The sequence below is a fragment of the Streptomyces sp. RLA012 genome (assembly GCF_056270325.1).
Genome location: NZ_JBWDPA010000002.1, coordinates 7190617 through 7213202 on the forward strand (window position 1 = coordinate 7190617; position 22586 = coordinate 7213202).

15 protein-coding genes, 2 tRNA genes and 2 pseudogenes are annotated in these 22586 nt (G+C 71.7%); 7 read left to right on the forward strand and 12 right to left on the reverse strand.

Annotated features, from left to right (window positions below):
* Nucleotides 1-4: 4 nt before the first annotated feature.
* The 4 genes from RV986_RS33015 to RV986_RS33030 all read left to right on the forward strand — a co-directional run bounded on the left by RV986_RS33015 (nt 5) and on the right by RV986_RS33030 (nt 5807).
* Nucleotides 5-1297: a M18 family aminopeptidase gene (locus tag RV986_RS33015; protein WP_475920867.1), complete on the forward strand. Its 1293-nt coding sequence runs from the start codon at nt 5-7 to the stop codon at nt 1295-1297.
* A gap of 148 nt (nt 1298-1445) precedes the next feature.
* A complete protein-coding gene (locus RV986_RS33020; protein ID WP_475924523.1) occupies nt 1446-2159 on the forward strand; it encodes a thioesterase II family protein in 714 nt (237 codons plus the stop codon).
* The gene (locus RV986_RS33025) at nt 2156-3091 is read left to right on the forward strand and encodes a mycofactocin-coupled SDR family oxidoreductase (RefSeq protein WP_475920868.1); all 936 of its coding nucleotides are present in this window, start codon (nt 2156-2158) and stop codon (nt 3089-3091) included. The genes RV986_RS33020 and RV986_RS33025 overlap by 4 nt, the downstream gene beginning before the upstream one ends.
* Before the next feature lie 58 nt (nt 3092-3149).
* Nucleotides 3150-5807, forward strand: coding sequence for an amino acid adenylation domain-containing protein (locus RV986_RS33030; protein WP_475920869.1), 2658 nt, complete (start codon nt 3150-3152; stop codon nt 5805-5807).
* A gap of 14 nt (nt 5808-5821) precedes the next feature.
* Here RV986_RS33030 and RV986_RS33035 read toward each other — a convergent pair.
* From RV986_RS33035 to RV986_RS33070, 8 genes and pseudogenes are all read right to left on the reverse strand, one after another.
* Nucleotides 5822-5895, reverse strand: a tRNA-Lys gene (locus RV986_RS33035).
* A gap of 98 nt (nt 5896-5993) precedes the next feature.
* Nucleotides 5994-6752, reverse strand: a complete 759-nt coding sequence (locus RV986_RS33040) for an IclR family transcriptional regulator (protein WP_475920870.1) — start codon at nt 6750-6752, stop codon at nt 5994-5996.
* 261 nt (nt 6753-7013) lie between these two features.
* A pseudogene (locus tag RV986_RS33045) lies at nt 7014-7817 on the reverse strand (amidase family protein); the annotation flags it as partial.
* 247 nt (nt 7818-8064) lie between these two features.
* On the reverse strand, nt 8065-9018 hold the full coding sequence (locus RV986_RS33050) for a D-2-hydroxyacid dehydrogenase (protein ID WP_475920871.1): 954 nt from the start codon (nt 9016-9018) through the stop codon (nt 8065-8067).
* A gap of 308 nt (nt 9019-9326) precedes the next feature.
* Complete coding sequence (locus tag RV986_RS33055) at nt 9327-10385, reverse strand: tyrosine-type recombinase/integrase (protein WP_475920872.1); 1059 nt, start codon at nt 10383-10385, stop codon at nt 9327-9329.
* A gap of 5 nt (nt 10386-10390) precedes the next feature.
* Nucleotides 10391-12259, reverse strand: a complete 1869-nt coding sequence (locus tag RV986_RS33060; RefSeq protein WP_475920873.1) for an IPT/TIG domain-containing protein — start codon at nt 12257-12259, stop codon at nt 10391-10393.
* A 459-nt stretch (nt 12260-12718) separates the two neighbouring features.
* Nucleotides 12719-13144 carry a hypothetical protein gene (locus RV986_RS33065; protein ID WP_475924741.1) on the reverse strand — a complete coding sequence of 142 codons (426 nt, stop codon included), beginning with the start codon at nt 13142-13144 and terminating at the stop codon, nt 12719-12721.
* Nucleotides 13145-13466: 322 nt separating this feature from the next.
* A pseudogene (locus RV986_RS33070) lies at nt 13467-13838 on the reverse strand (DUF4158 domain-containing protein); the annotation flags it as partial.
* Between the two features lie 436 nt (nt 13839-14274).
* Here RV986_RS33070 and RV986_RS33075 point away from each other — a divergent pair.
* Nucleotides 14275-15006, forward strand: a complete 732-nt coding sequence (locus tag RV986_RS33075; RefSeq protein WP_475920874.1) for a maleate cis-trans isomerase family protein — start codon at nt 14275-14277, stop codon at nt 15004-15006.
* Between the two features lie 712 nt (nt 15007-15718).
* A complete protein-coding gene (locus RV986_RS33080) occupies nt 15719-16813 on the forward strand; it encodes an LLM class flavin-dependent oxidoreductase (protein ID WP_475920875.1) in 1095 nt (364 codons plus the stop codon).
* A gap of 120 nt (nt 16814-16933) precedes the next feature.
* On the opposite strand, the gene RV986_RS33085 is transcribed toward RV986_RS33080, so the two are convergent.
* On the reverse strand, nt 16934-19057 hold the full coding sequence (locus tag RV986_RS33085) for a putative bifunctional diguanylate cyclase/phosphodiesterase (RefSeq protein WP_475920876.1): 2124 nt from the start codon (nt 19055-19057) through the stop codon (nt 16934-16936).
* Nucleotides 19058-19393: 336 nt separating this feature from the next.
* On the opposite strand from RV986_RS33085, the gene RV986_RS33090 reads away from it, so the two are divergent.
* Nucleotides 19394-20917, forward strand: coding sequence for a M6 family metalloprotease domain-containing protein (locus RV986_RS33090; RefSeq protein WP_475920877.1), 1524 nt, complete (start codon nt 19394-19396; stop codon nt 20915-20917).
* Nucleotides 20918-20997: 80 nt separating this feature from the next.
* Here RV986_RS33090 and RV986_RS33095 read toward each other — a convergent pair.
* From RV986_RS33095 to RV986_RS33105, 3 genes are all read right to left on the reverse strand, one after another.
* Nucleotides 20998-21071, reverse strand: a tRNA-Lys gene (locus tag RV986_RS33095).
* Nucleotides 21062-21751, reverse strand: a complete 690-nt coding sequence (locus RV986_RS33100; RefSeq protein ID WP_475920878.1) for a bifunctional DNA primase/polymerase — start codon at nt 21749-21751, stop codon at nt 21062-21064. The genes RV986_RS33095 and RV986_RS33100 overlap by 10 nt, the downstream gene beginning before the upstream one ends.
* A gap of 414 nt (nt 21752-22165) precedes the next feature.
* Nucleotides 22166-22549, reverse strand: coding sequence for a hypothetical protein (locus RV986_RS33105; RefSeq protein WP_475920879.1), 384 nt, complete (start codon nt 22547-22549; stop codon nt 22166-22168).
* Nucleotides 22550-22586: the final 37 nt, after the last annotated feature.

Below are 22586 nucleotides of genomic sequence, written 5' to 3' on the forward strand. Positions count from 1 at the left end.
GCCCATGTCCCCCACACATGACCGCAGTCACAGCGACGATCTGCTGTCCTTCATCCGGTCCAGTCCCTCGCCCTACCACGTCGTCGCGAACGCGGCCCAGCGCCTGGAGAAGGCGGGCTTCCAGGAGCTGCGCGAGACCGACGACTGGACGGCCGGTGCCGAGGGCGGCCGGTACGTCGTCCGCGGCGGAGCGCTGCTCGCCTGGTACGTCCCCGAGGATGCCCCGGCCCACCTGCCGTTCCGGATCATCGGAGCCCACACCGACTCCCCGAACCTGCGCATCAAGCCCGAGCCCGACACCGGCTCGGCGGGCTGGCGGCAGATCGCCGTGGAGATCTACGGCGGCGTCCCGTACAACAGCTGGCTCGACCGCGACCTCGGCATCTCCGGGCGGCTGACGATGCGCGACGGGTCCAGCCGGCTCGTCTGCGTGGACCGGCCGCTGCTGCGCGTGCCCCAGCTCGCCATCCACCTCGACCGCGGGGTCAACGAAGGCGTGGCGCTCGACCCGCAGCGGCACATGACCCCGCTGTGGGGGCTCGGCTCCGCCCGGCCCGGCGCCCTGCTCGGCCGGGTCGCCGCCGAGGCCGACACCGACGTCTCCGAGATCCTCGGCTGGGACCTGATGCTGCACGACATCCAGCCACCCGGCTACCTCGGCGCGGACGAGGAGTTCCTCGTCTCGCCGCGCCTGGACAACCAGATCTCCGTGCACGCGGGCATCACCGCGCTGGTCGCCGCCGCGGGCGCCGCGCGTCCCCCCGCCCACGTCGCCGTACTCGCCGCCTTCGACCACGAGGAGGTCGGCAGCGGCTCGCACGCCGGCGCGCAGGGGCCGCTGCTGGAGCGGGTGCTGAGCCGCTCCGTCGCCGCGCGCGGCGGCAGCGGGGAGGACTTCAACCGGGCCCTCGCCGGCGGCTACTGCGTCTCCGCCGACATGTCGCACGCCGTGCACCCCAACTACGCCGAGCGCCACGACCCCAGTCACCACCCCCTCCCGAACGGCGGGCCCGTCGTCAAGACCAACGCCAACCAGCGGTACGCCACCGACGGCACCGGAGTCGCCACCTTCTCCGCGGCCTGCGAGCGCGCCGAGGTGCCGTGGCAGCCGTTCGTGTCCCACAACGCCATGCCGTGCGGGACCTCGATCGGTCCGATCACGGCGGCACGGCTGGGGATCGCCACCGTCGACGTGGGCGTACCGGGGCTGTCGATGCACTCGGCGCGGGAACTGTGCGGGGCACGCGACCCCGGGCTGCTGGCCCGGGTGCTCACCGAGTTCGTCACGACGGAGTGAGCGCGGAGTAAGCACAGAGGAAGCAGCGCCACCGACCTCACCCGTGGGAGTGAAGACCGCGGGAGTGAAGACCGCGGGAGTGAAGACCGCGGGAGTGAAGACCGCGGGAGTGAAGACCGTGGGAGTGAAGAGAGTGGGAGTGAAGACCGTGGAAGAGACCCACCTCGTCTGTCTGCCCTTCGCCGGGGCGGGCGCGTCCTTCTTCAGGCCCTGGCAGGACCAGGCACCGGCAGGCCTGCGGGTCCTGCCGGTGCAGCTCCCGGGCCGTGAGGAGCGGTTCGTCGAGGAGCCCTGCCCGGACGCGGTACGGGCGGCCGCCGAGGCATACGCGCAGGTCGCCCGGGAGCTGGCGGAGGGCGCGCGGGTGGCGGTGTTCGGGCACAGCCTCGGCGCGGTGCTCGCCCACGAACTGGCGCACCGGCTGGCGGACGAGCCCGGCGTCCGCCTCGACGCCCTCGTCGTCAGCGGTGCGCCGGGTCCGTGGACCGGTCGCGCGGAGCGGGCGAGCGGTCTGCCCGACACGGAGTTCCTGGCCCGGGTGCGCGACTTCGCGGGCTACGCGCACCCGGCCCTGGAACACCCGGAGATGCGTGAGCTGCTGCTTCCGCTGCTGCGGGCCGACGTACGGATGCACGAGACGTACCGGCCCGCCTGCGAGCGCCCGCTCGCCGTCCCGGTGCTCTCCCTGCGGGGCCGCGACGACGAACTGGTGAGCGCGGCCGAGGCCGCCGAGTGGTCCCGCGCCACCACCGGCAGGCTCATCACGGCGGAACTGGACGGCGGTCACATGTACCTGACGGAGAACCCGGGCGCGCTGCTCCGCCTGATCGGCGCCGAACTCCGCGCCGGACGGAACGTATGAGCCCCGGACCGTCCGAGAACACGCCCCCGGGGCAGTCGGGGCAGTCGGGGCAGTCGGGGCAGTCGGGGCAGTCCGGGCAGTCCGGGTCCGTGCCCCCGCGACCGCGACCGCGGCTGTCCGGCAAGGTCGCCCTCGTCACCGGTGCCGCGCGCGGTATCGGCCGGGCGACCGCCGTCGCCTTCGCCCGGGAGGGCGCCGACCTGATGCTCGTGGACATCGCGGCCGACCTGCCGGGCGTGCCCTACCCGCTGGGCTCCGAGAGCCAGTTGGCGCACACGGCGGAGCTGTGCCGGGAGACGGGGGCCGGCGTGCGCACGGCCCGGGTCGACGTACGGGACCTGGCGGCCGTGGAGACGGCGGTGAAGGAGACGACGGCCCGCTTCGGACAGCTCGACGTCCTCGTCAACAACGCCGGGATCGCCGCCCCCTCGGGCCGGGTCGCACACGAGATCGAGGAGCACGAGTGGCAGCTGATGCTGGACGTGGACCTCTCCGGGGCCTGGCGCACGATCCGGGCGGCGGGCGCCCTGATGACCGCGCGGGGCAGCGGCTCGATCATCAACATCGCCTCCACGGCCGGTCTGGTCGGCTACCGCCACTTCGCCGGGTACGTCGCCGCCAAACACGGTCTGATCGGCCTGACCAAGGCGGTCGCCCTGGACTACGCGCCCCGCCGGGTCCGTGTGAACGCCGTCTGCCCCGGCTCGGTCCGCGACGACCCGTGCGTGGAGGGCCGCATGCTCGCCGAGATCGCCCGCGCCCTGGACGTCCCGGTCGCCGAGCACGAACAGACCTTCGTCCGCGCCCAGCCCATGAACACCCTCGTCGAACCGGAGGACGTCGCCACCGCCGCCCTCTGGCTCGCCTCGGACGAGTCCCGCCAGGTGACCGGCACCGTCCTCACGGTCGACGGCGGCTTCTCGGCCCACTGACCCCACTGATCCCACTGATCCCACGGCACCCGCGCACACGACAGTTGGAGCCCCACACGTGACGTGCCACGCCCTCGCCGCCCGCCTTCCCACCGCCGCCGATCCCGCATCCGTCCTCGACGCGGCCGTACGCGGCTGGTGGCCCGAACACCCGGACCGGTGGCCGGTGTTGTGGTGTGACACCGTCCCCGCACGGTTCGCCGAGCACCGGCTGCGGGCCGAACTCCACCGGCCCCTCGACCCGTCGGGCCCGGCGTTCCGGGCGGTCCTGCTGCGGTACGAGGACGGGAACGATGACGGGGACGGGAACGAGGGCGCCCAGCTGGTCCTGGTCGCCCACCACGCCGTACTCGCCCCCGCCGCGCTCCGGGACATCGCCCACGTCCTGCTCGGCCACCGCCCGGCCGACGGCCTCACGGTGCCGCTCGGCGCGGCCGCGCCCCCGAAAGGCCCGCGCGGCGGACCCCGTATCGGCTGGGCGACCGGCGACGAGCGTGCCGGTGACCGCACCGGTGTGGTCACCCTCCCGGTACCGGCCGGGGCCGCCGCCGCCGCGGCGCTGGTCCTCGCCCGCTACGAGCACCGCGACCCGGCGGACGGGCTGCCTCCCTACGCCACGGTCCTCGACGGCACGGGGCCCCCGGACCCCGCCCTCAGCCACCGGCTCCTCTGCCAGATTGCCCCCTTCCCGCTGACGCTCGTCCCGTGCGGGGACACCGTCGAGCTGCACCACCAGCTCCGGCACATCGACGAGGCCTCCGCCCGCGCCTTCGCCCGCCACCTCACCCATGTGCACGGCCAGTGGGGACACCGCCCCCTCGCGGAGATCGAACTGCTCCCGCGCGAGGACGCCGAGCGCCTGCTCGCTCCCTCCGCCGGGAAACCCCGGCCCGGCGCCCCCACCCGTGTCGACACCGCTCTCGACACCGCTCTCGACGCCCGAGCCCGCATCGACACCGCCTTCGACGCCCGCGCCGACCGCCACCCCGACGCCCCCGCCCTCACACACGACGGCACCACGACGACGTACGGCGAACTGCGCGGGCGTGCCGAGCGGCTGGCCGCCGGGCTGCGCGCCGCCGGGGTTCGCCGCGGCGACCGCGTCGGGATCCGTCTGGAGCGGGGCGCCGACCTGGTGGCGACCATGCTGGCGGTGCTGAAGGCGGGCGCGGCCTATGTGCCGATGGACCCGGCGCACCCCGAGGAGCGTCTCGACCGCACGGCGCGCGAGGCGGACGTACGCCTGGTCGTCCGGGACATCGCGCCCTACCTGGGTGCCGCGCGCCCCGTCGGGCAGCAGTGCGGCGGAAGCCCGCAGGACCCCGCCTATGTCATTCACACCTCAGGGTCGACCGGCCGCCCCAAGGGGGTCGTCGTCCCGCACGTCAATGTCCTCGCCCTCCTCGCGGCCACCCGTGACGACTTCGCCCTCACCCCCGCCGACACCTGGACGTTCTTCCACTCCTGCGCCTTCGACTTCTCGGTGTGGGAGATCTGGGGCGCCCTGCTGACCGGCGGCCGGCTGGTGATCGTGGACCACTGGGTGGCTCGTGCGCCGGAGGACTTCCACGCACTGCTGGTGCGCGAGTCGGTGACCGTGCTCAGCCAGACCCCGTCGGCCTTCGGCCAGCTGCGGGCGGTGGACCGGAACACGAAGGAACGGCTGCCGGTGCGACTGGTGGTGCTCGGCGGGGAGGCGCTGGACACCCGGCCGCTGCTCGGCTGGTTCGACCGCTACCCGGAGGACCGCTGCCGGCTGGTCAACATGTACGGGATCACGGAGACCACGGTCCACGTCACCGCGGCCACGGTCACCCGGCGCGCGGCCCTGGCCGCCTCCCGTTCGGTGGGCCACCCGCTGCCCGGCTGGTCGGTGTCGGTGCGCGACGAGCGGGGGCGGGTGCTGCCTGCGGGCGCGGTGGGGGAGATCTGGGTGGGCGGGGCCGGGCTCGCGCTCGGGTATCTGGGGCGGCCGGAGCTGACGGCCGAGCGGTTCGTGCGCGATCCGTACGACGGGCGGCGCTGCTACCGCAGCGGCGATCTGGGGCGGTTGCGCGCGGACGGGGCGCTGGAGCATCTGGGCCGGATCGACACCCAGGTGAAGGTGCGCGGGTTCCGGATCGAGCTGGACGAGATCCGGGCGGTGCTGCTGGAGGACCCGGTGGTCACGGCGGCGGCGGTGGTGCTGAGCGGAGATGCCTTCGAGGACGCGGCGGGGTTACGGATCGACGCGTATGTGGTGACGGTCACGGACACCGGCGCCGTACGTAGCCGGGCCGCCCGGTTGCTGCCCGACCACATGCTGCCGACGACCGTCACCGCCGTAGCCGAGCTGCCGCTCACCGCGAACGGCAAGCTGGACCGCGACCAGCTGCCCGCGCCGGGTCCCGCGAGGCCCGGACCGACGCCCGTTTCGGCACCCGCGCCCGCGCCCGCACCCGCACCCGCGCCCGCGCCCTCGTCCACCGGAGACCTGGTGACGGCCCTCACCGGAGTCTGGGAGGAGATCCTCGGTGTCCCCGTCGGCCTCGACGACAACTTCTTCGAGCTCGGCGGGAACTCCCTCCACGCGATCCGTGTCGGCACCGCCCTGCGGAAACGCGGCCTGCCCCCGCTCCAGATGCGACTGCTGTACACCACCCCGACGATCCGGGGCCTCACCGAGGCGCTGAGAACTACTGGAGGGGGAACTGCTGAAGGCCCCCCACCATGGTGAAGGGCCTTCTCATGTGCGCCGCCAGGGACTCGAACCCCGGACCCGCTGATTAAGAGTCAGCTGCTCTAACCAACTGAGCTAGCGGCGCATGACTCCCGCCTCCCGCTCTCGCGTTCGGCGACAAAAGAAATACTACCTGGTCCGGACGGGTGCTCCGGACCACCTGGATGGCGGCCTGGGTGTGGCCTAGATGGCGAGCGAGAGCAGGACCGGGGCGGCCTCGCGGTTGAGCGTGTCGGCGGCCCGGCGCAGTCGGTGGGCGTGCTCGACCGGGAGGGAGAGGGCGAGGCAGCCGACGGAGGAACCGGCGGTGATGGGGACGGCCGCGCAGACCGTGCCGATCGCGTACTCCTGGAGATCGAGCACCGGCACCGTGGCCGGCTGGGCGTCGAGCCGGGACAGCAGCAGCCGCTCGCTGGTGATGGTCCGCGAGGTGAGGCGGGCCATCTTGTGACGGGAGAGGTGGTCGCGGCGGGCGTTCAGGTCGAGCTGTCCGAGCAGGCTCTTGCCGACGGCGCTGGCGTGCGCCGAGGAACGGAAGTCCACCCATTCGTTGACCGCGGGGGTCGCCGGGCCCTCGGCGCACTGGGTGACATGCACCTCGCCGTCGATGTAGCGGCTGAGGTAGATCGCGGCGCCGACCGAGTCGCGCAGCCGGTCGATGGTCTGCTGGAGTTTCTCGCGCAACGCCTGGTCGCGGCCGTGGGCGGAGCCCAGCCGGCCGAGGGCGGCCCCGGCGACGTATGCGCCGTCGGTGACCTGCTCGACGTACCCCTCCCGGCGCAGCATCCGCAGCAGCGCGGTCCGCCGCTCCGCGCCGAGGCCGGTCCGGCGGGCCAGCTCGACGTCGGTGACGCCGGTGGAGTTCCGGGACACCATTTCCAGGACGCGCAGGGCGTCCTGGGCCGAGTGGTACGGCGCGGTCGGCTCGTTCATCAGCGCCACGGTTTCCCCCTGCGCTTTTTGGGCCATCGATCCGGACAGCTGAGCTTGTCCACGATAACTGTCAAACGGTCGGTGGGGAGGGGCTGTTGCCGAGATTGTGGGCGTGCTCCGGTTCGCTCAGCAGGAGCGCGGCACGCTGACATATGCCGAGGTCATGGCTCAGGGGGCATGCCCCCCCGTGCCGGACCTCCCACCTTGTTGCGTTCACTGCTTGTAGTCACAGGACCGCGCTGAGGAATTCTCGGGTCCTCTCGTGCTCCGGATCGAGGGCGAGTACGCGACCCGCAGCCCGCGCACCCCGCCCTCCAGCGCGTCCACGGAGGAGCCGGTCATCGGCCCGAGCGCCGACCAGTCCCGCGCGTCCGGCCCGCTGATCACGTCCATCATCAGCGCGGCGTCGGCCGCGTCCCGCGTCATCGGCCCCACGTGCGAGAGCGTCCCGAACGCGCTTGCGGGATACAGCGGCACCCTCCCGTACGTCGGCTTCAGCCCGAAGGTCCCGCAGAACGCGGCCGGGATACGGATGCTGCCGCCGCCGTCCGTGCCCAGCGCCAGCGGCCCCGCACCGAGCGCGACGGCCGCCGCGCTGCCGCCGCTGGAGCCGCCCGCCGTGCGTGAGACGTCGTAGGGATTGCGGGTCACCCCCGACAGCGGACCGTCCGTGACCCCTTTCCAGCCGAACTCCGGGGTCGTCGTCTTGCCGAGGAACACCGCCCCGTGCTCGCGCAGCCGGGCGACGGACGGCGCGTCCTCGTCCCAACTCCCCTGCGGGTCAACGGTCCTGGAGCCGCGCAGGGTCGGGCCGCCGCGCAACAGCAGGATGTCCTTGACGGAGACCGGAACGCCGTCCAGCAGCCCCACGGGCTCGCCCCGCCGCCAGCGGTCCGCCGCCCGAGCCGCCCGCGCGAGGGCCGCGTCCGCGTCAAGGCGTACGAACGCGTTCACGGCCGGCTGGATCTCCTCGGCCCTCCGCAGCGCCGCCCGCGTGGCGTCCACCGGGCTGAATTCGCCCTTGCGGTAGCCGTCGAGGAGTTGCAGCGCGGTCAGCTCGACGAGTTCCGGCATGGGCCCCTCCAGAGGGAGTCTTCAGCATGAAACCGTGTCGACCAGGGGCTTTTCATCTGCCGGGGGTGCGGGGTCGTTGCCCACGCCGACCGGAATGCTTCCCACAACATCGCCGCCCGTGGCGGGAGCGTGTGGAACGCGGGGCGTGAGTCACGCGTCCCTGCCACCCCATAGGGGTGCTGGACGGAGGAGTCCACCCCAGCAGCCAGCTGGGCACTACCTCCAAGCCCGGTCCTTCAGGGCCGGGTCAAGTTGACTGTCCCGGTACGTATCCGCGCTTCTTGTCGACCACGTTCGGCAGCGGTCTGCCCGCCGCCCAGGTCTCGTACATCTCCACGAACTGCGCCCCGAGCTCGTCCCGCCAGCCCACTGTGTCCCCGCTCATGTGCGGCGACACGATCAGCCCGGGGACCCCCCACAGCGGGCTGTCCGGACCGAGCGGCTCGTGCGCGAAGACATCGAGGGCCGCGCCCGCGATCCACCGCTTCGACAGCGCCTCGGCGAGCGCGTCCTCGACGACCAGCTGCCCCCGGCCGACGTTGATGAAGCGCGCCGAGGGCTGCATCATCCCGAAGCGCCGCGCGTCGAACATGCCGTACGTGGCCTCGGTGAGCGGCGCCGCCGAGATCACCCAGTCGGCGCGCGCCATCAGCCGGTCGAGCTCCTCGGGGCCGTGGATCCCGGTGCGCGGGATGCGCCCCACCAGGGCCGTCGTCACCTCAAGTGCCTTGAGCGTCTTGACGATCGTCCGCCCGATCGGCCCGGAGCCGACCACGCACGCGCGCGTGCCCGCCACCCGCTGCGACTCCCGGTGCCGCCACTTGCGCTGCCGCTGCAGGTCCCATGTCCGCGGCAGGTCCTTGGCCATCGCGAGGACCAGCGCCGCGACGTACTCGGCGATCGGCCGGTCGAAGATGCCGCGCGCGTTGGTCACCACCGTGTCGGACGCGGCGAGTTCGGGGCACATCAGATGGTCGACGCCCGCGCTCGCCGTGTGCACCCAGCGCGGCCGGGGGCCCTCGCCGGGCCAGACGCGGCGCACCGCGTGCGAGGCGAAGTCCCAGACCAGCAGCACGTCCGCGCGCGGCAGCCGCTCGGCCAGCGTCGACTCGTCGGCGTGCTCGATCCGCACCCGGCCGGTGAGTTTGCCGAGGCGGGGGAGGGGCTCGGCGTCCAGGACGAGGAGGGTGGTCGCGGACACCGGGCGCGGCGTTCGAGGGAAACCGTTTCGCAATGCGAGTCCGCTTTCCTGAGAGGACGAACCGTGACGAACTGTGAATGACTCTGAGGGCGCCCTGAAGCTGTTCTGAAGCTGCTCTGAGGGTGATCTGAGGGTGATCTGAGGGTGTGAGGATGTCGGGGGTGGCCGGAGCCGTCTGAGATGCGCGGATTGACCACGCTCGCACCCGAACCTACCTTCGTCAACACGGCCCTGTGCTCCCGAAGCTACGACGAAGTGACAAGTGGCTCTCTGTAACTTTTTGTCTCGCGACGGATGCTGAGTGCTGTTCAGTGGCGGCGGGCGGCCGGGTCCTGGGCCGCGACGTGCCGGGCGACAGCGTCGACGCCGGGGCGGGCGTACCGCTCCAGTGAGCGGACCGAGGCGTGGCGGGAGCGGGCCAGCAGCATCGGGGTGGAGGTACCGCCCTCCGCGTCGTGGGTGAGCGCGGAGTGCCGCAGCCGGTGCGGCGTGAAGCCGTCCAGGTCCTCGATGTCCTCGGCTGTGGCGAGCGGGTTGGCGAGCAGCCGGGTGTTCTCCTCGAAGATCTCCTCGGCCCGGCGGTAGGAGAGCCGGGCCCGGCCGGTCTCCGGGCACACGTCGAGCGTGGGTGTTCCGGCCGAGGCCTTGCGGCCGGTGAGGAACAGCGGGCCGCGGGTTCGGCGGGCGATCAGGCGGGGCAGCAGTTGGGCGGTGCCGGACTGCCAGTGAATCCACTCGGTCGCCCCGCCCTTGGCGGTGATCCTGCCGCGCTTGTCCGCCGGGTACAGGTCTTCCACGTTCAGGCACAGCACCTCATCGGTCCGTGCGGCGGACTCGTAGAGCATCTTCCACTGCGTCTTCTCTCGGAGTCCGACGTCCAGGCGCCACAGGGCGGCGATCTGGTTCTCCGCCAGGGCCTTGGTGCGGTCCGGTGGCGCCGGCCGCCGCTCGATCCCGATCGTCGGATCGCATTCGATCCAGCCCTGGCGCTGCCACCAGCCGATCGCCTTGCGCGCGATGGACAACTCCCGGTTGACGGTGTCGGCGTCCATCTCGTCCGCCCGCGCCGCCGCCGGCTCGGCCAGTACCTCCGGCAGGACCGGGTCATCGATCGCGGCGATGGGGAAGACGGGCGGCTTCGCGCCCCGGCGGGCGGGCCCGGTCGGCGCCGGTTCGCCGGCGAGCATCCACCCCCACGTCGTCAGCGAGATCCGGTAGATCCGCGCGGAGGACTTCGCGATGCCCGCACCGGTGAGGTACCGCTCAACCGCCGCGGTGTACGACGCGGGAGGGGCGGAGAGGGGCACAACGCGGGCGCGCGGCAACCTGATCGCGCCCCCACCCCCGGCCCTCACGCGTTGCGTCATGGAGGTCAGGCGATCGCCACGCCAAAGGGCCCGGTGCCGGCGGTGATGGCGCTGGCGGTGTTGGTGGCCGTGTCGATCACCGACACAGTGTTGGCGCCTTGGTTGGCGACGTAGGCGCGGGTGCCGTCCGGGGTGATGCCCACACCGAACGGGGTGAGTCCGACGGTGATGGGGGAGCCGGTGACCGTGTTGGTGGTGGTGTTGATCACTGAGACGGTGCCTGAGCCGTTGTTGGTGACGTAGGCGCGGGTGCCGTCCGGGGTGATGGCCACACCGAACGGGTTGGTGCCGACGGTGATGGGGGTGCCGGTGACCGTGTTGGTGGTGGTGTTGATCACTGAGACGGTGCCTGAGCCGTTGTTGGTGACGTAGGCGCGGGTGCCGTCCGGGGTGATGGCCACACCACGTGGGCTGGTGCCGACGGTGATGGTGCCGGTGACCGTGTTGGTGGCTGTGCTGACCACCGACACAGTGGTTGTGCCGGAGTTGGTGACGTAGGCGCGGGTGCCGTCCGGGGTGATCGCCACACCGTACGGGTTGGTACCGACGGTGATGGTTGTCAGAACGGTGTTGGTGGCCGTGTCGATGACCGACATCGTGGTCGCCCCGTTGTTGGTGACGTAGGCGCGGGTGCCGTCCGGGGTGATCGCCACACCGCGGGGATTGGTGCCGACGGTGATGGGGGTTCCGGTGGAGGTGTTGGTGGTTGTGTTGATCACGGTCACTGTGCTCGCCCCGGAGTTGGCGACGTAGGCGCGGATGCTACTGGGGGTGACCGCCATGCCGCTCGGGTTGGTACCGACATTGATGCTGGCGAGCACGGCGTTGGTGGCCGTGCTGATCACCGACACCGTGTTCGAGAAAGCGTTGGTGACATAGGCGCGTCGCAGGATGTAGGTGTATCCGCCCGGGACTGTTGTGGTGCCGCCCGGGGTGGTGACTTGGACGGTGGCGGCGCCGGGAGTGCCGGGCGGGGTGGTTCCGGTGAGGGAGGTTCCTGCGGGGTTCACGGTGATCGCGGTGGCCGGGACGGCGTTGAAGGTGACGGCGGCGCCCGCCAGATTCGTGCCCGTGAGGGTGAAGGAGGTTCCGCCGGAGGCGGTGCCGGAGGTGGGGGTGAGGGTGGTGGCGGCGGGCACGCCTACATAGGTGTATCCGCCCGGGACTGTTGTGGTGCCGCCCGGGGTGGTGACTTGGACGGTGGCGGCGCCGGCGGTGCCGGGCGGGGTGGTTCCGGTGAGGGAGGTTCCTGCGGGGTTCACGGTGATCGCGGTGGCCGGGACGGCGTTGAAGGTGACGGCGGCGCCCGCCAGATTCGTGCCCGTGAGGGTGAAGGAGGTTCCGCCGGAGGCGGTGCCGGAGGTGGGGGTGAGGGTGGTGGCGGCGGGCACGCCTACATAGGTGTAGGTCACGCTGTTGCTGGTGCCGCCCGCCGTGATGACGCTCACCGCGGCCGCGGCTGCTGCAGCCCCCGTCGGCACGGTAACACTGAGTTGGCGATCGGAGACAACGGTCGGGACGGCGGCATTGGTACCGAACCGCACGCTCGTGGCGGTGGAGAGATCGGTGCCGTGGACGGTGATGGTGTTACCGCCGGCCAGCGGTCCGGAGGCCACGCTCAAGGAGCACAGGTACGGTGGGTCGACGTAGAAGAACGAGACCGGGCCGCTGACTCCGGCCGAGGTAGTCAAGGTCACTTCCACTGTGCCAGTGCCGGACGGGGAGATCGCGGTGACCTGGGTCGGCGAGACCTGGGTGACGCCGGTCGCCGGTCGGGCACCGAATTTCACCGCGGTGGTCCCGGCGAGATTCGTACCGGTGACGGTGACATGGGTGCCGCCGCTGGTGGATCCACGGTCGGGGGAGATGGGCATGGTGAAGCCTCCTGGCTGCGATGCCATGGGACCGCGGGCACGCGCGAGATCGAAAGGCTGGGCCCCAGATCACCGCGCAAGTCCGCTGTAGTCCGTGAAGCAGCCCCGCATGGGCGGGCGAAGGCCACATTGATGTGGGGCCGGTGCCCACCCGAGGGAGCACCGACTCGTTTTTGGCACGTCAGGCCGTCACGACCGCCCGATGGCAGAACCATGTCGGCGCTCACACCCGCAGCCCGCCGGCCGGTGCGGGCTCTCTACCACAACTCTTGGCACATGAGTGAACGGCCTGCTGCGTTGCCACGGTGAACCCCCCTGCAGGCGGGTGGCAAGGAGTCCGGCAAGAACACCACCCGCACGGCCGAGCGCGCAAAAGACAGCCCGCGCACAGCACCGAATTCCGGAGCTACCAGCGCACGCCCGCATGTGGCGATGCGCCATCGCAGCCGGCGCCGCCGCCTACGCCCTGCGCAAGGCCGCCGCTCGCATCTGACGGACGGCTACGGGCGTGGCCGGGTCCCGGGCGAGCAGCACCTCGCGGGCCAGCTCCAGCGCCTTGAGCGTTCTCTCCCCGCCGACCACCGGGTAGATCACCTTGCGGACCGTGCCCGACGGCTCGGCCGGCGCCGCCTCCGCGACCCGCAGCATCATCGCCTCCTTGCCGCGGACCTTCTTCAGCTCCTTGACGAACTCGCCCTCGACCTTCTTCTCCGCCCGCGTGTTGATCTTCTGCACCAGCTGGATGAACAGGTCCACCAGCGAGTCCGTGATCTCGGTCTCCCGCACATGGCAGAGCGCCGCCGGCGACGTGTACCTCGCCGGCGCGGGCGCGGCCACGAGGTCCGACGGGTATTCCTTGGCCGCCCGCGCCCGCCACGCGGACACCAGCTTCTCCGAGAACTCTGTGAAAAGCTCCGGCGGCAGCTCCAACTGACGAACCCGCTGGAGCTTGTTTCACCTCCGTCAGCAGACTGTCCAGGCCCAAAGCGCCGGGGTCCGCCTTCAGCTCGGTGAAGAACGTCCGGCCCCCGCCGACACTGCCCTCACCGTCGTCGTCCTCCGCCACCAGGTCATCCAGCCTCGACCGGCTCGCCGCCGACAGCCGCTCCACCGTTCTCCCGCAGAACCGCTCCTCGAAGGTGTTCACCGCCGAGGCGACCAGCCGCCCCACCTGGCCCGGCGTCGGCGGCTCCAGCCGGTCGTTGCGGCAGCGCGCGACCACCGCCTCCGCCAGCCGGTCCCGGCTCAACTCCGCCAGGCACAGCTCGGCCGCCAGCCACTCCGCCAGCTGCCCCCGGTCCTCCACAGTGCACTCGCGGAACCCGAACGCGGCCCGGACCTCCACCCGGTGCTGCTTGATCGCCCGCCCCGCCCAGTCGTAAGCCCCCCACTCCTCCTCCGCCACCTTCACCTGCTGGGCCACATACGCCACCGCGGCGACCGGCACCTCCGAGACATCCTCCGGGAAACGCGCCTCCACCTCGAAGAACTTCAGCAGCAACGCGAACCCCAGCCGGTTCGCCCCTGACTTGTTCCGCAGCCTCTCCTGGTCCTCCTCCAGCAACGGTCCAGACCTCAATCAGGTCCTCCGGCTCCCACTCCTGACGCACGCCCAACCCCTCTCGACCGCAGGCAATACGACCAAGGCGACGCGGGAACATCAGACAGGAGGCGAGAACATCTGAAACCAGCACAACAAAGCCCGAGACCAGCTACAGAGAGCTACTTGTCACTTCGTCGTAGCTTCGGGAGCACAGGGCCAACACGGACGCACGCACGGTCCGTTGCCCCTTCGTCCCCCTTCGTGAGGCCGGTGCCGCCATGGAGGCCTCCTTGCTCGGCGGGCCGCGCCCGCGGCGCGGGGTCGGCGTGGTCGCCCCCTTCGGCTCACGGGTACGGGAAAGTGTGGGCGTGCCCGCGTCGTCTGGGTACCCGGGTGGCGGGCCCCTGTCAGCGGCTGATCGATCAGGCCGCCCGAGGGGGCCGGTACCGCCGGAACAACAGGAAGGTTGGGCATGACCGCACTCGGATTCCTCTACCCGGGCCACTCGGCGGAGGACGACTACCCACGGATGGAGCAGCTCCTCGGCAGCGACATCCGCCTACAGCTGGTCCACACGGACCTCGGCGAGGACACGCACCGGGTGGACGCGCTGCGCGAGATGGGCTCGGCGGAACGGCTGGCGGCGGGCGTCGAAGAGCTGCGGCTGTCCGGCGCCGAGGCGGTGGTCTGGGCGAGCGCCAGCGGCAGCTTCGTGTACGGCTGGCAGGGCGCCCACGAGCAGGTGCGCGCGCTGGCCCGGACGGCCGGGCTGCCCGCCTCCTCCACCGCCTTCGCCTTCGCGCACGCCGTACGGGAGCTCGGGGCGCGCAGGGTGGCGATCGCGGCGACGTATCCGCAGGACGTGGCGGATCTGTTCGCGGACTTCCTCGGGGAGGCGGGTGTGGAGGTGGTGTCGGTCCACGCCTCCGGGATCGTCACGGCGGTGGAGAACGGGAACTGGGGTGAGATGGAGGCGCTGGCGCTCGCCCGGGCCGGCGACCACCCCGACGCGGACGCCGTCCTCCTCCCCGACACGGCCCTCCACACGGCGGCGTATCTGCCCGCCCTGGAGAAGGAACTCTCCAAGCCGGTCCTCACCGCCAACCAGGTCACGGTCTGGGAGGCCCTCCGCCTGGCCGACCGCAAGGTGAACGCCCCCGCCCTCGGCACCCTCTTCACCAAGGAGCCGATCATCCAGGCATAACCCTTCCCCCACCCCTGAGACAGGGCTTCACCCCACGCCCCCGTCAGACGGCCTTTCGTCTGCGGGTGGCCGGGGGTTGCCCGCGCAGTCCCCCGCGCCCCTGAAAGACGCGGGCCTGGTCCGAAGCACAAGCGCACCACCCCACCCACCCCGCTCACCCACCCGCCCTCGGCCCGCGCCCCTCAGCCGGTCCGGCGCTTGAACACAAGGCCGAAGGCCGCGCACCGCACCAACCCACCCCCGGCCAGCGATCCTTCAGCCGGTCCGGCGTGTGAGCCCGAGGCCGAAGGCCACATCCCACCCGCCCCGCTCACGCACCTGCCCCCGGCCCGCGCTCCTTCAGCCGGTCCGGCGTTTGAGCCCGAGGCCGAAGGCCGCACCCCACCCACCCCCGGTCACGCACCTGCCCCCGGCCCGCGCTCCTTCAGCCGGTCCGGCGTGTGAGCCCGAGGCCGAAGGCCGCACCCCACCCACCCCCCGCTCACCCACCCACCCCCGGCCCGCGATCTTTCAGCCCGTCCGGCGTTTGAGGACGAGGCCGTTCAGGCCGATGCGGGGGTCTGGGGGCGGCAGCCCCCAGGGGTGGGACGGGTAGGGGCGGCGGGGGCGAGGAAAACGGCGGCACTCACGATGCACCGGCCGGGAATAAGCGGGGACTGTCTCCTGTTGGGGAGACGACAAACGCACCGCGTACGCAACAGGAGGCACCCCGGTGGACGACACGGACGAGATCCGAGGCACCGCGCAGGGCACCGCGCCCGTACCCCTCTCCGTACTGGACCTGGTCACCGTGGGCGCAGGCCGCACCGCCACCGCCGCCCTGCAGACCAGCGTCGCCATATCCCGCCTCGCAGAGTCCCGTGGCTACCACCGCTACTGGGTCGCCGAACACCACTCCATGCCGGGCGTGGCCTCCTCCTCACCCGCGGTGATCCTCGCCCACCTCGCCGCCCACACGACCCGCATCCGCCTGGGTTCGGGCGGCGTCATGCTCCCGAACCACGCCCCCCTGGTGATCGCGGAGCAGTTCGGCACGCTCGAAGCCATGGCCCCGGGCCGAGTGGACCTGGGCCTGGGCCGAGCCCCCGGCACGGACGGCGCCACGGCCGCCGCCCTCCGCCGCACCGAACGACTCCACGAGGGCGCCGACGACTTCCCCGAGCAGCTCGCGGAGCTGACCCGCTTCCTGGACGACGACTTCCCGGACGGCCACCCCTACGCCCGCATCCACGCGGTCCCGGGCCCCATCCAGTCCACCTCCCCCGGCGGCGTCCAGTCCCCGCACCGCCCCCCGATCTGGCTGCTGGGCTCCTCCGGCTTCAGCGCCCGCCTGGCCGGCGTCCTCGGTCTGCCCTTCGCCTTCGCGCACCACTTCTCGGCCCAGAACACCATCCCGGCACTGGACCTCTACCGCGAGTCCTTCCGGCCGAGCGCCGTGCTGGACGCCCCGTACGCCCTCATCGGCGTCTCCGCCCTCGCCACGGAGGACGAGAAGGAGGCCCGCCGCCAGGTCCTGGCCGCCGCCCTGAACATGGTCCGGCTGCGCACCGGCCGCCCCGGCCTGGTCCCGACCCCGGAGGAGGCGGAGACGTACGCCTTCTCGCCCATGGAAGAGGAGTTCGTCTCCTCCTGGAACGCCAACGTCATCCACGGCACCGCGGACGAGGTCCGCGCCGGCCTCGACGACCTCCAGAAGCGCACGGGCGCCGACGAGCTGATGCTCACGGGCAACGCCCATAGCGGCGACGTACGCCTGCGTTCCTACGAACTGATCGCGGACGCCTACGGACTGCCGAAGGCCCCATAGAACCTCAGAACCTCAGAACCTCGCCGACGGCCAAGGGGCGGACGGCAAAGAGGTGGACGGCAAAGAGGTGGACGGCAAAGAGGCGGACGGCAAAGAGCTGGACTGCCGGGAGACGGACGATCAGGAGTTCGTCGTCAGCAGTGCGGAGATACGATCCGGCGCCACCGGGCGGGAGTACAGCCAGCCCTGCCCGGTGTCGCAGCCGATACCGCGCAGGCGGGTGGCCTGGGAGGCGGTTTCCACGCACTCGGCGGTGACCGTCAGGCCGAGGCGGTGGGCGAGTTGGATGAGCGCCTCGACGATGACCTCGTCGGCGGCGTTGCGCTGGGCGCCGGTCCCGTCGCGCTCCTCGTACTGGAATCCGCGGACGAAGGAACCGTCCAGCTTCAGGACGGAGACCGGGAGACGGCTGAGGTAGGCGAGGTTGGAGTAGCCGGTGCCGAAGTCGTCGATGGCGATACGGACGCCCATGTCGCTGAGGGCCTGAAGGGCCTGCAGAGGCCGCCCCGCCGAACCCATCACCGCCGACTCCGTCAGCTCCAGCTGCAGAAGATGCGGGGCCAGACCCGTCTCCGCGAGGATCTCCGCCACGTCCGCGACCAGGTCGGAGTCCCACACCTGTCGTACGGCGACGTTGACGCTGACGAAGATCGGCGCCGCGGCCGGGTGGTCCAGCTGCCAGCGGCGGGCCTGGCGGCAGGCGGTGGCCAGCACCCAACGGCCGAGTTGCACGATCGAACCGTCTTCCTCGGCCAATCCGATGAACCGATTCGGCGTCAGTGTGCCGAACTGTGGATGGTTCCATCGGACAAGCGCCTCGACACCCCGCACCCCGCCGTCCTCCATACCCACCAAGGGCTGGTACTCCAGGGCGAACTCGTTCCGTTCGACGGCCGCGCGGAGAGTGGAGGAGAGCGCCTGGCGGGTCATGCGGTGCGCGTTGCGCTCCGGGTCGAAGAGCGTCCAGCGGCCCTTGCCGTCCGCCTTTGCCCAGTACAGCGTCGTGTCCGCGGCCTGCATCAGACCGGTCGCGGTCGTCCCGGCGGCACGCCGCTCGACCACCCCGATCGACGCGGAGACGGACAGCCGCTGGCCGGAGAGGTCGAAGGGTGCCTGGAGCGACTTCAGCACGGACTCGGCGAGGTCGGCCACCTGCTCCGTGCCCGTCGAGTCCTCGACCAGCAGTGCGAACTCGTCACCGCCCAGCCTGGCCACCAGGGGAGTGACCGCCCGGGCGTAACCCGCCTCGTCGGCACAGCGCGTCAGCCGTTCGGCGACGGCCGCGAGCAGCCGGTCGCCCACCCGGTGCCCGAGCGTGTCGTTGACCGCCTTGAACCCGTCCAGGTCCAGATAGCAGAGCCCGATCCGGCCGGTGCCGCCCTCCTCGTACGCCTCCACCTCCAGAGCTGACGAGAGTCGCTCGAAGAACAGGGTGCGGTTGGGCAGCCGGGTCAACGGGTCGTGCATCTGCAAGTGCCGCAGCCGGGCCTGGAGTTCACGGCGTGCGCTGATGTCCGTGAGGGACAGCAGCACCGCCTGCTCCTCCGGGGGCAGCGGCGTGACGGCCACCTGGACCCAGAGCGAGTGCCCGTCGGGGTGCTTGAGGCGGCGCGTGCAGCGCAGCCGGGCCTGCCGGCCGCGCAGCACCTCGCGGTACGCGTGCCAGGTGCGGGCGTCCGAGGCCAGGTCCACCAGATCGGCGGCGATCCGTCCCACGAGCGCGCCGGACCCGGTGCCGAGCAGTGCGCCCAGTGACTCGTTGGCGGTGACGACCAGACCTTCGCGATCGACGACGGCCATCGGGAGCGGCGCGGCGGCGAAGACGGCAAGCGAGGTACGGACGGATGCCCCGCCGGCCGGGTCGAGGCCGAGGTCGAGGTCGAGGGCGGACCCGGGCGTGTCGGAAACCGCTTCCACCGCGGCATACACGCCGGAAGGAGAAAACGCGGAGCCGGACCCGGATACGCCTGCCGAGGAACCGGACGAGCCCGACAAGCCGGACGAGACGGACGCACCGACCGGTGAACCGGACGAGACGGACGCGCCGACCGGTGAACCGGACGAGACGGACGCGCCAGTCGGCGAACCGGGCGAGACGGATGCGCCGGGAGGCAACCCGGCGGACGTACGAGAGGTACGAGACGTACGAGGTGACGTACGCCGAGATGTGTCAATGTGACGCTCTGTGACGGCCGGCCGGACGAGGTCTGCCGCGGGCGTCGGCCCTTCGGACGTTCCGCTCACCGCTCGCTCCCGCAGTGCACTCGTTCTTCGTATGGGTCTCTCGGGGTGGTCGGCCGGTGCTGGACGGCCGAACAAGCCGTGTCCGTGCAGGAAAGTGTGCCGATCATAGAGGCTGGTCTCGGGGCCTTCCAGCCACAGTCCAGTGTCCCGGAACAACCACCCGTTCTGACAGATCGTTTCTGCCTGCATCTGGACCGGTTCCTTCACCCGGCGATCACGCGTGACGTTCCGTGAGTGCTCGGGGTGTCGTTCGGGGTTTCGGCAACTCAAGGTCTCTCACTCTTCTGGTGCAGACAAACAGGACGAAGTACTACAAGATCACCCAAGCTGGGTGCGGTGTCCCGAAATCCGCATCCGGAGGTCGACGTGCCGCGTCAGCGCGCCCTGAGGAGTCTCGCCCGGGAGGCCCGGCAGGGTCGGACCTGTGAGGTCCTACGGCTTCTCCTTCGTCCGGGCGCGCCGCGTTGGCGCAGCACCGCGGCCGCCTTCACCTCGATGGCGGCGATGGCCGCGACCTCCCTCGTCACCGGCCCCGCACTCGCGGAACCCCTCTTCTCCCCCTGCGCCCTGCGGCGGACCGAGGCCCACCACTCGGAGGGCCTCGACACCTGGAACACCGCCTATCCGCGCCCCACCCGCCCCCTCGACGCGGTTCTCGTCTTCCTGTCCTTCCCGGACTCCCACCCGCGCACCACGCCCGCCGAACTGACCGCCGACCACTTCCCGGCCACCAGTCGCTTCTTCGAGCGGGCCTCCTACGGCAGGTTCACGCTGCACCCGCATGCCCAGCGTGACTGGATCCGGATGCCGCACGCCTCCACCTCGTACGCCATACGGCGCGACTGGAACGCCGCGCGGCGCGGCGCCTATCTGCGCGACGCGATCACCGCGGCCGACCGGCGGGTCGACTTCTCGCGCTACGACGTCGTCTACTTCGTCGCCGACCCGGACGCGCCGGGCGTGGACTCCGACGCGACGAAGGTCGTCAACCTCGACACCCCGGTGCGGGCCGACGGCAAGGACATCGGCCGGGTCGTCACGGTCTTCGAGAAGCATCCGCCCGACCGCCTCGTCCTCGCCCACGAGACGGGTCATGTCTTCGACCTGCCCGACCTCTACCACCGCCCCTCCGACGGCAAGGGCGACTGGGACACGTACGTCGGCGACTGGGACCTCATGGGCAGTCAGTTCGGCCTCGCGCCGGACCTGTTCGGCTGGCACAAGTGGAAACTGGGCTGGCTGGAACCGCGCCAGGTGAGGTGTGTGCGGGGGCGCGGGAGTACACGGTTGACGTTGGAGCCGCTGGGGGTGGGGCCGGCGGGGGCCGCCGAGGCGGGTATTTCTGACTCGGGCGGGTTGGGTGTGTCGGGTGTGTCGGGTGTGTCGAGTGCGTTGGGCGCATCGGATAAGTCGGATGTGCCGGGTGTGTCGAATGCGCAGGCCTTCGGTTCGGACGGGCAGGCCTTCGGTTCGGACGGGCAGGGTCGGCAGGGCCTCGGCTCGGATAGGCAGGCCTTCGGTGCCGGTGGTGGTACCAAGCTGGCGGTCGTCCGTACGGGTCCCGACAGCGCGCTCGCCTTCGAGGCGCGCGGCTCGGCGGGCAACGACGGCACCACCTGCACGCAAGGCATCCTCGTCTACCGCGTCCGCAGCGACGCCGAGTCCGGCGGCGGCCCCATCGAGGTCGTCGACGGGCACCCGCACTCCGAGTCCTGCTTCGGCGAGTCGGTCTACCCGCCCCTCGCGGACGCGCCGGTCGAACTCGGGGAGACGTTCACGGTCCCCGGCGAGAAAGTCCATGTCGAGGTGGAGGACCGGACGCCTTCGGGGGAGTGGACGGTGAAGATCACGACGGGCTGAGCCTTCACGGTGCCACCGCGCGGAAATGACGACGGCGGGTATCTACGCGTTTTCCGCGTACATACCCGCCATCGCTAGCGTGCGCCGCCAGGGACTCGAACCCCGGACCCGCTGATTAAGAGTCAGCTGCTCTAACCAACTGAGCTAGCGGCGCCTGCTGACGTCGTAGACCTTAGCATCCTGATCGGCGGGAGGAAAAATCGATATCCGCACCGCGGCGGAGGCGGGCCCATGGGCCGCCCGGGCGGTCGCCCAGAGCAGGATCTCGGGGCCGGGCAGCCATGGATGCCGGGTGTCGGGGGCCACCAGCCAACGGGATTCGAGGCGGGTGACGGGGCGGAGCGCGGGGACGGTCACCGCGTCTCCGGGGCCGTGACAGAGCAGCGGCGGAACGGCATCTCCCCGCCCCGAGCCACCGCAGCCGCCGGAACCACGGGAACCACGGGAGCCGCCGGGGACCCCCCACTCCTCCCACTCCAGGAGCGACGGGAGCCGCTGTGCGGTGCCCGGCGCGCTGAACAGCAGCATCCGTCCGCGGTACGCCGCCACGGGGCCCGAGCCCGGCCCCTCCTCCCACAGCTGGTCGAGCATCCGGCGGCCGAAGATCGCGGGCGTGTTGACGATGTCGAAGGCGGTGCCGCAGGGCAGCACGATCGGGGCGGCGGGCCGTTCGTCCCAGAGGGCGAGGGTGCTGCGCGGATACGTTCCTGCCGAGGCGAGCCAGGCGGCGCCGTCCGGCGTGACGCCGGACGCGTCGAACCGGTCGGGCAACGGGGCGACGGAGCTGTGAGGGCCGTGCGGGGTGGCGCCTGCCGGGTTCCGTGGGCTGCTCATGGTGATGAGATCTACCGTCGGTAAGCGCGTGCTCCCCGAGAGTTGCGAGAAACCGGGACAGCGCGGCGAGGGTAGGAGTACCTTGCCCCGCTGGCATATGCCGGTCTCGGCGAGCGGGGGCGGACCGCGAAGTTCCCCGCTGCCCCGGGTTCGCTGGTCTGCGGGCCGGTGGGGGCGGACCGCGAAGTTCCCCGCGCCCCCAGAAGCCTTCGGCGCAGGCCCCGCGCCATTCAGTCCGTCCGGCGTTTGAGGACGAGGCCGTTCAGGCCGATGCGGGGGTCCAGGGGGCGCAGCGCCCCTGGCGGGGGTCTGGGGGCGGAGCCCCCAGGTACGGGATGATGGGGGTCCCCCCTGCTCGAGCGAAGCCGAGAGCTTGGGGGAGGGTAGGGGCGGCGGGGGCGAGAACCGTCCGGCTCAGGCGTGGTCGCCGACCCCGTGCCCAAGGCCACGCCCGTCCCCCTCCGCTCCCCGGAGCAGATCACGACCGAACTCGATCATCTTCTTCGCGTAGTCCTCGGTCCACTCGGCCCGCTCGGCAACGGCAGCCGGCGTAAGCCGGTCGAACCGCCGCGGATCGGCAAGCTGCGCCGCGGCGATCGCCTGGAACTCCAGCGCCCGATCGGCCGCGGCCCGAAACGCGAGCGTCAGCTCCGTGGCCCGCGCCAGCAGCGCCCCCGGGTCGTCGATCGATTCGAGATCGAAGAAGTGCTCCGGGTCACCGGCCGCCTCCGCGGGCTCGAAGAGCAGGGGCGCGGGGCGTAGCCGCGGTTCGTTCCGACGCGGCGTGGGCTCCGCCATGTCTTCTCCTCCTCATACGGGTCAGGGGCCCGCTCCG

Bases quoted from the DNA above. Each gene is read 5' to 3' on its own strand.
- RV986_RS33100 (WP_475920878.1), bottom strand. From the start codon at position 21,751: ATGAGCAGCCCACGGAACCCGGCAGGCGCCACCCCGCACGGCCCTCAC.
- RV986_RS33105 (WP_475920879.1), bottom strand. From the start codon at position 22,549: ATGGCGGAGCCCACGCCGCGTCGGAACGAACCGCGGCTACGCCCCGCG.
- RV986_RS33015 (WP_475920867.1), top strand. From the start codon at position 5: ATGTCCCCCACACATGACCGCAGTCACAGCGACGATCTGCTGTCCTTC.
- RV986_RS33075 (WP_475920874.1), top strand. From the start codon at position 14,275: ATGACCGCACTCGGATTCCTCTACCCGGGCCACTCGGCGGAGGACGAC.
- RV986_RS33060 (WP_475920873.1), bottom strand. From the start codon at position 12,259: ATGCCCATCTCCCCCGACCGTGGATCCACCAGCGGCGGCACCCATGTC.
- RV986_RS33055 (WP_475920872.1), bottom strand. From the start codon at position 10,385: ATGACGCAACGCGTGAGGGCCGGGGGTGGGGGCGCGATCAGGTTGCCG.
- RV986_RS33025 (WP_475920868.1), top strand. From the start codon at position 2,156: ATGAGCCCCGGACCGTCCGAGAACACGCCCCCGGGGCAGTCGGGGCAG.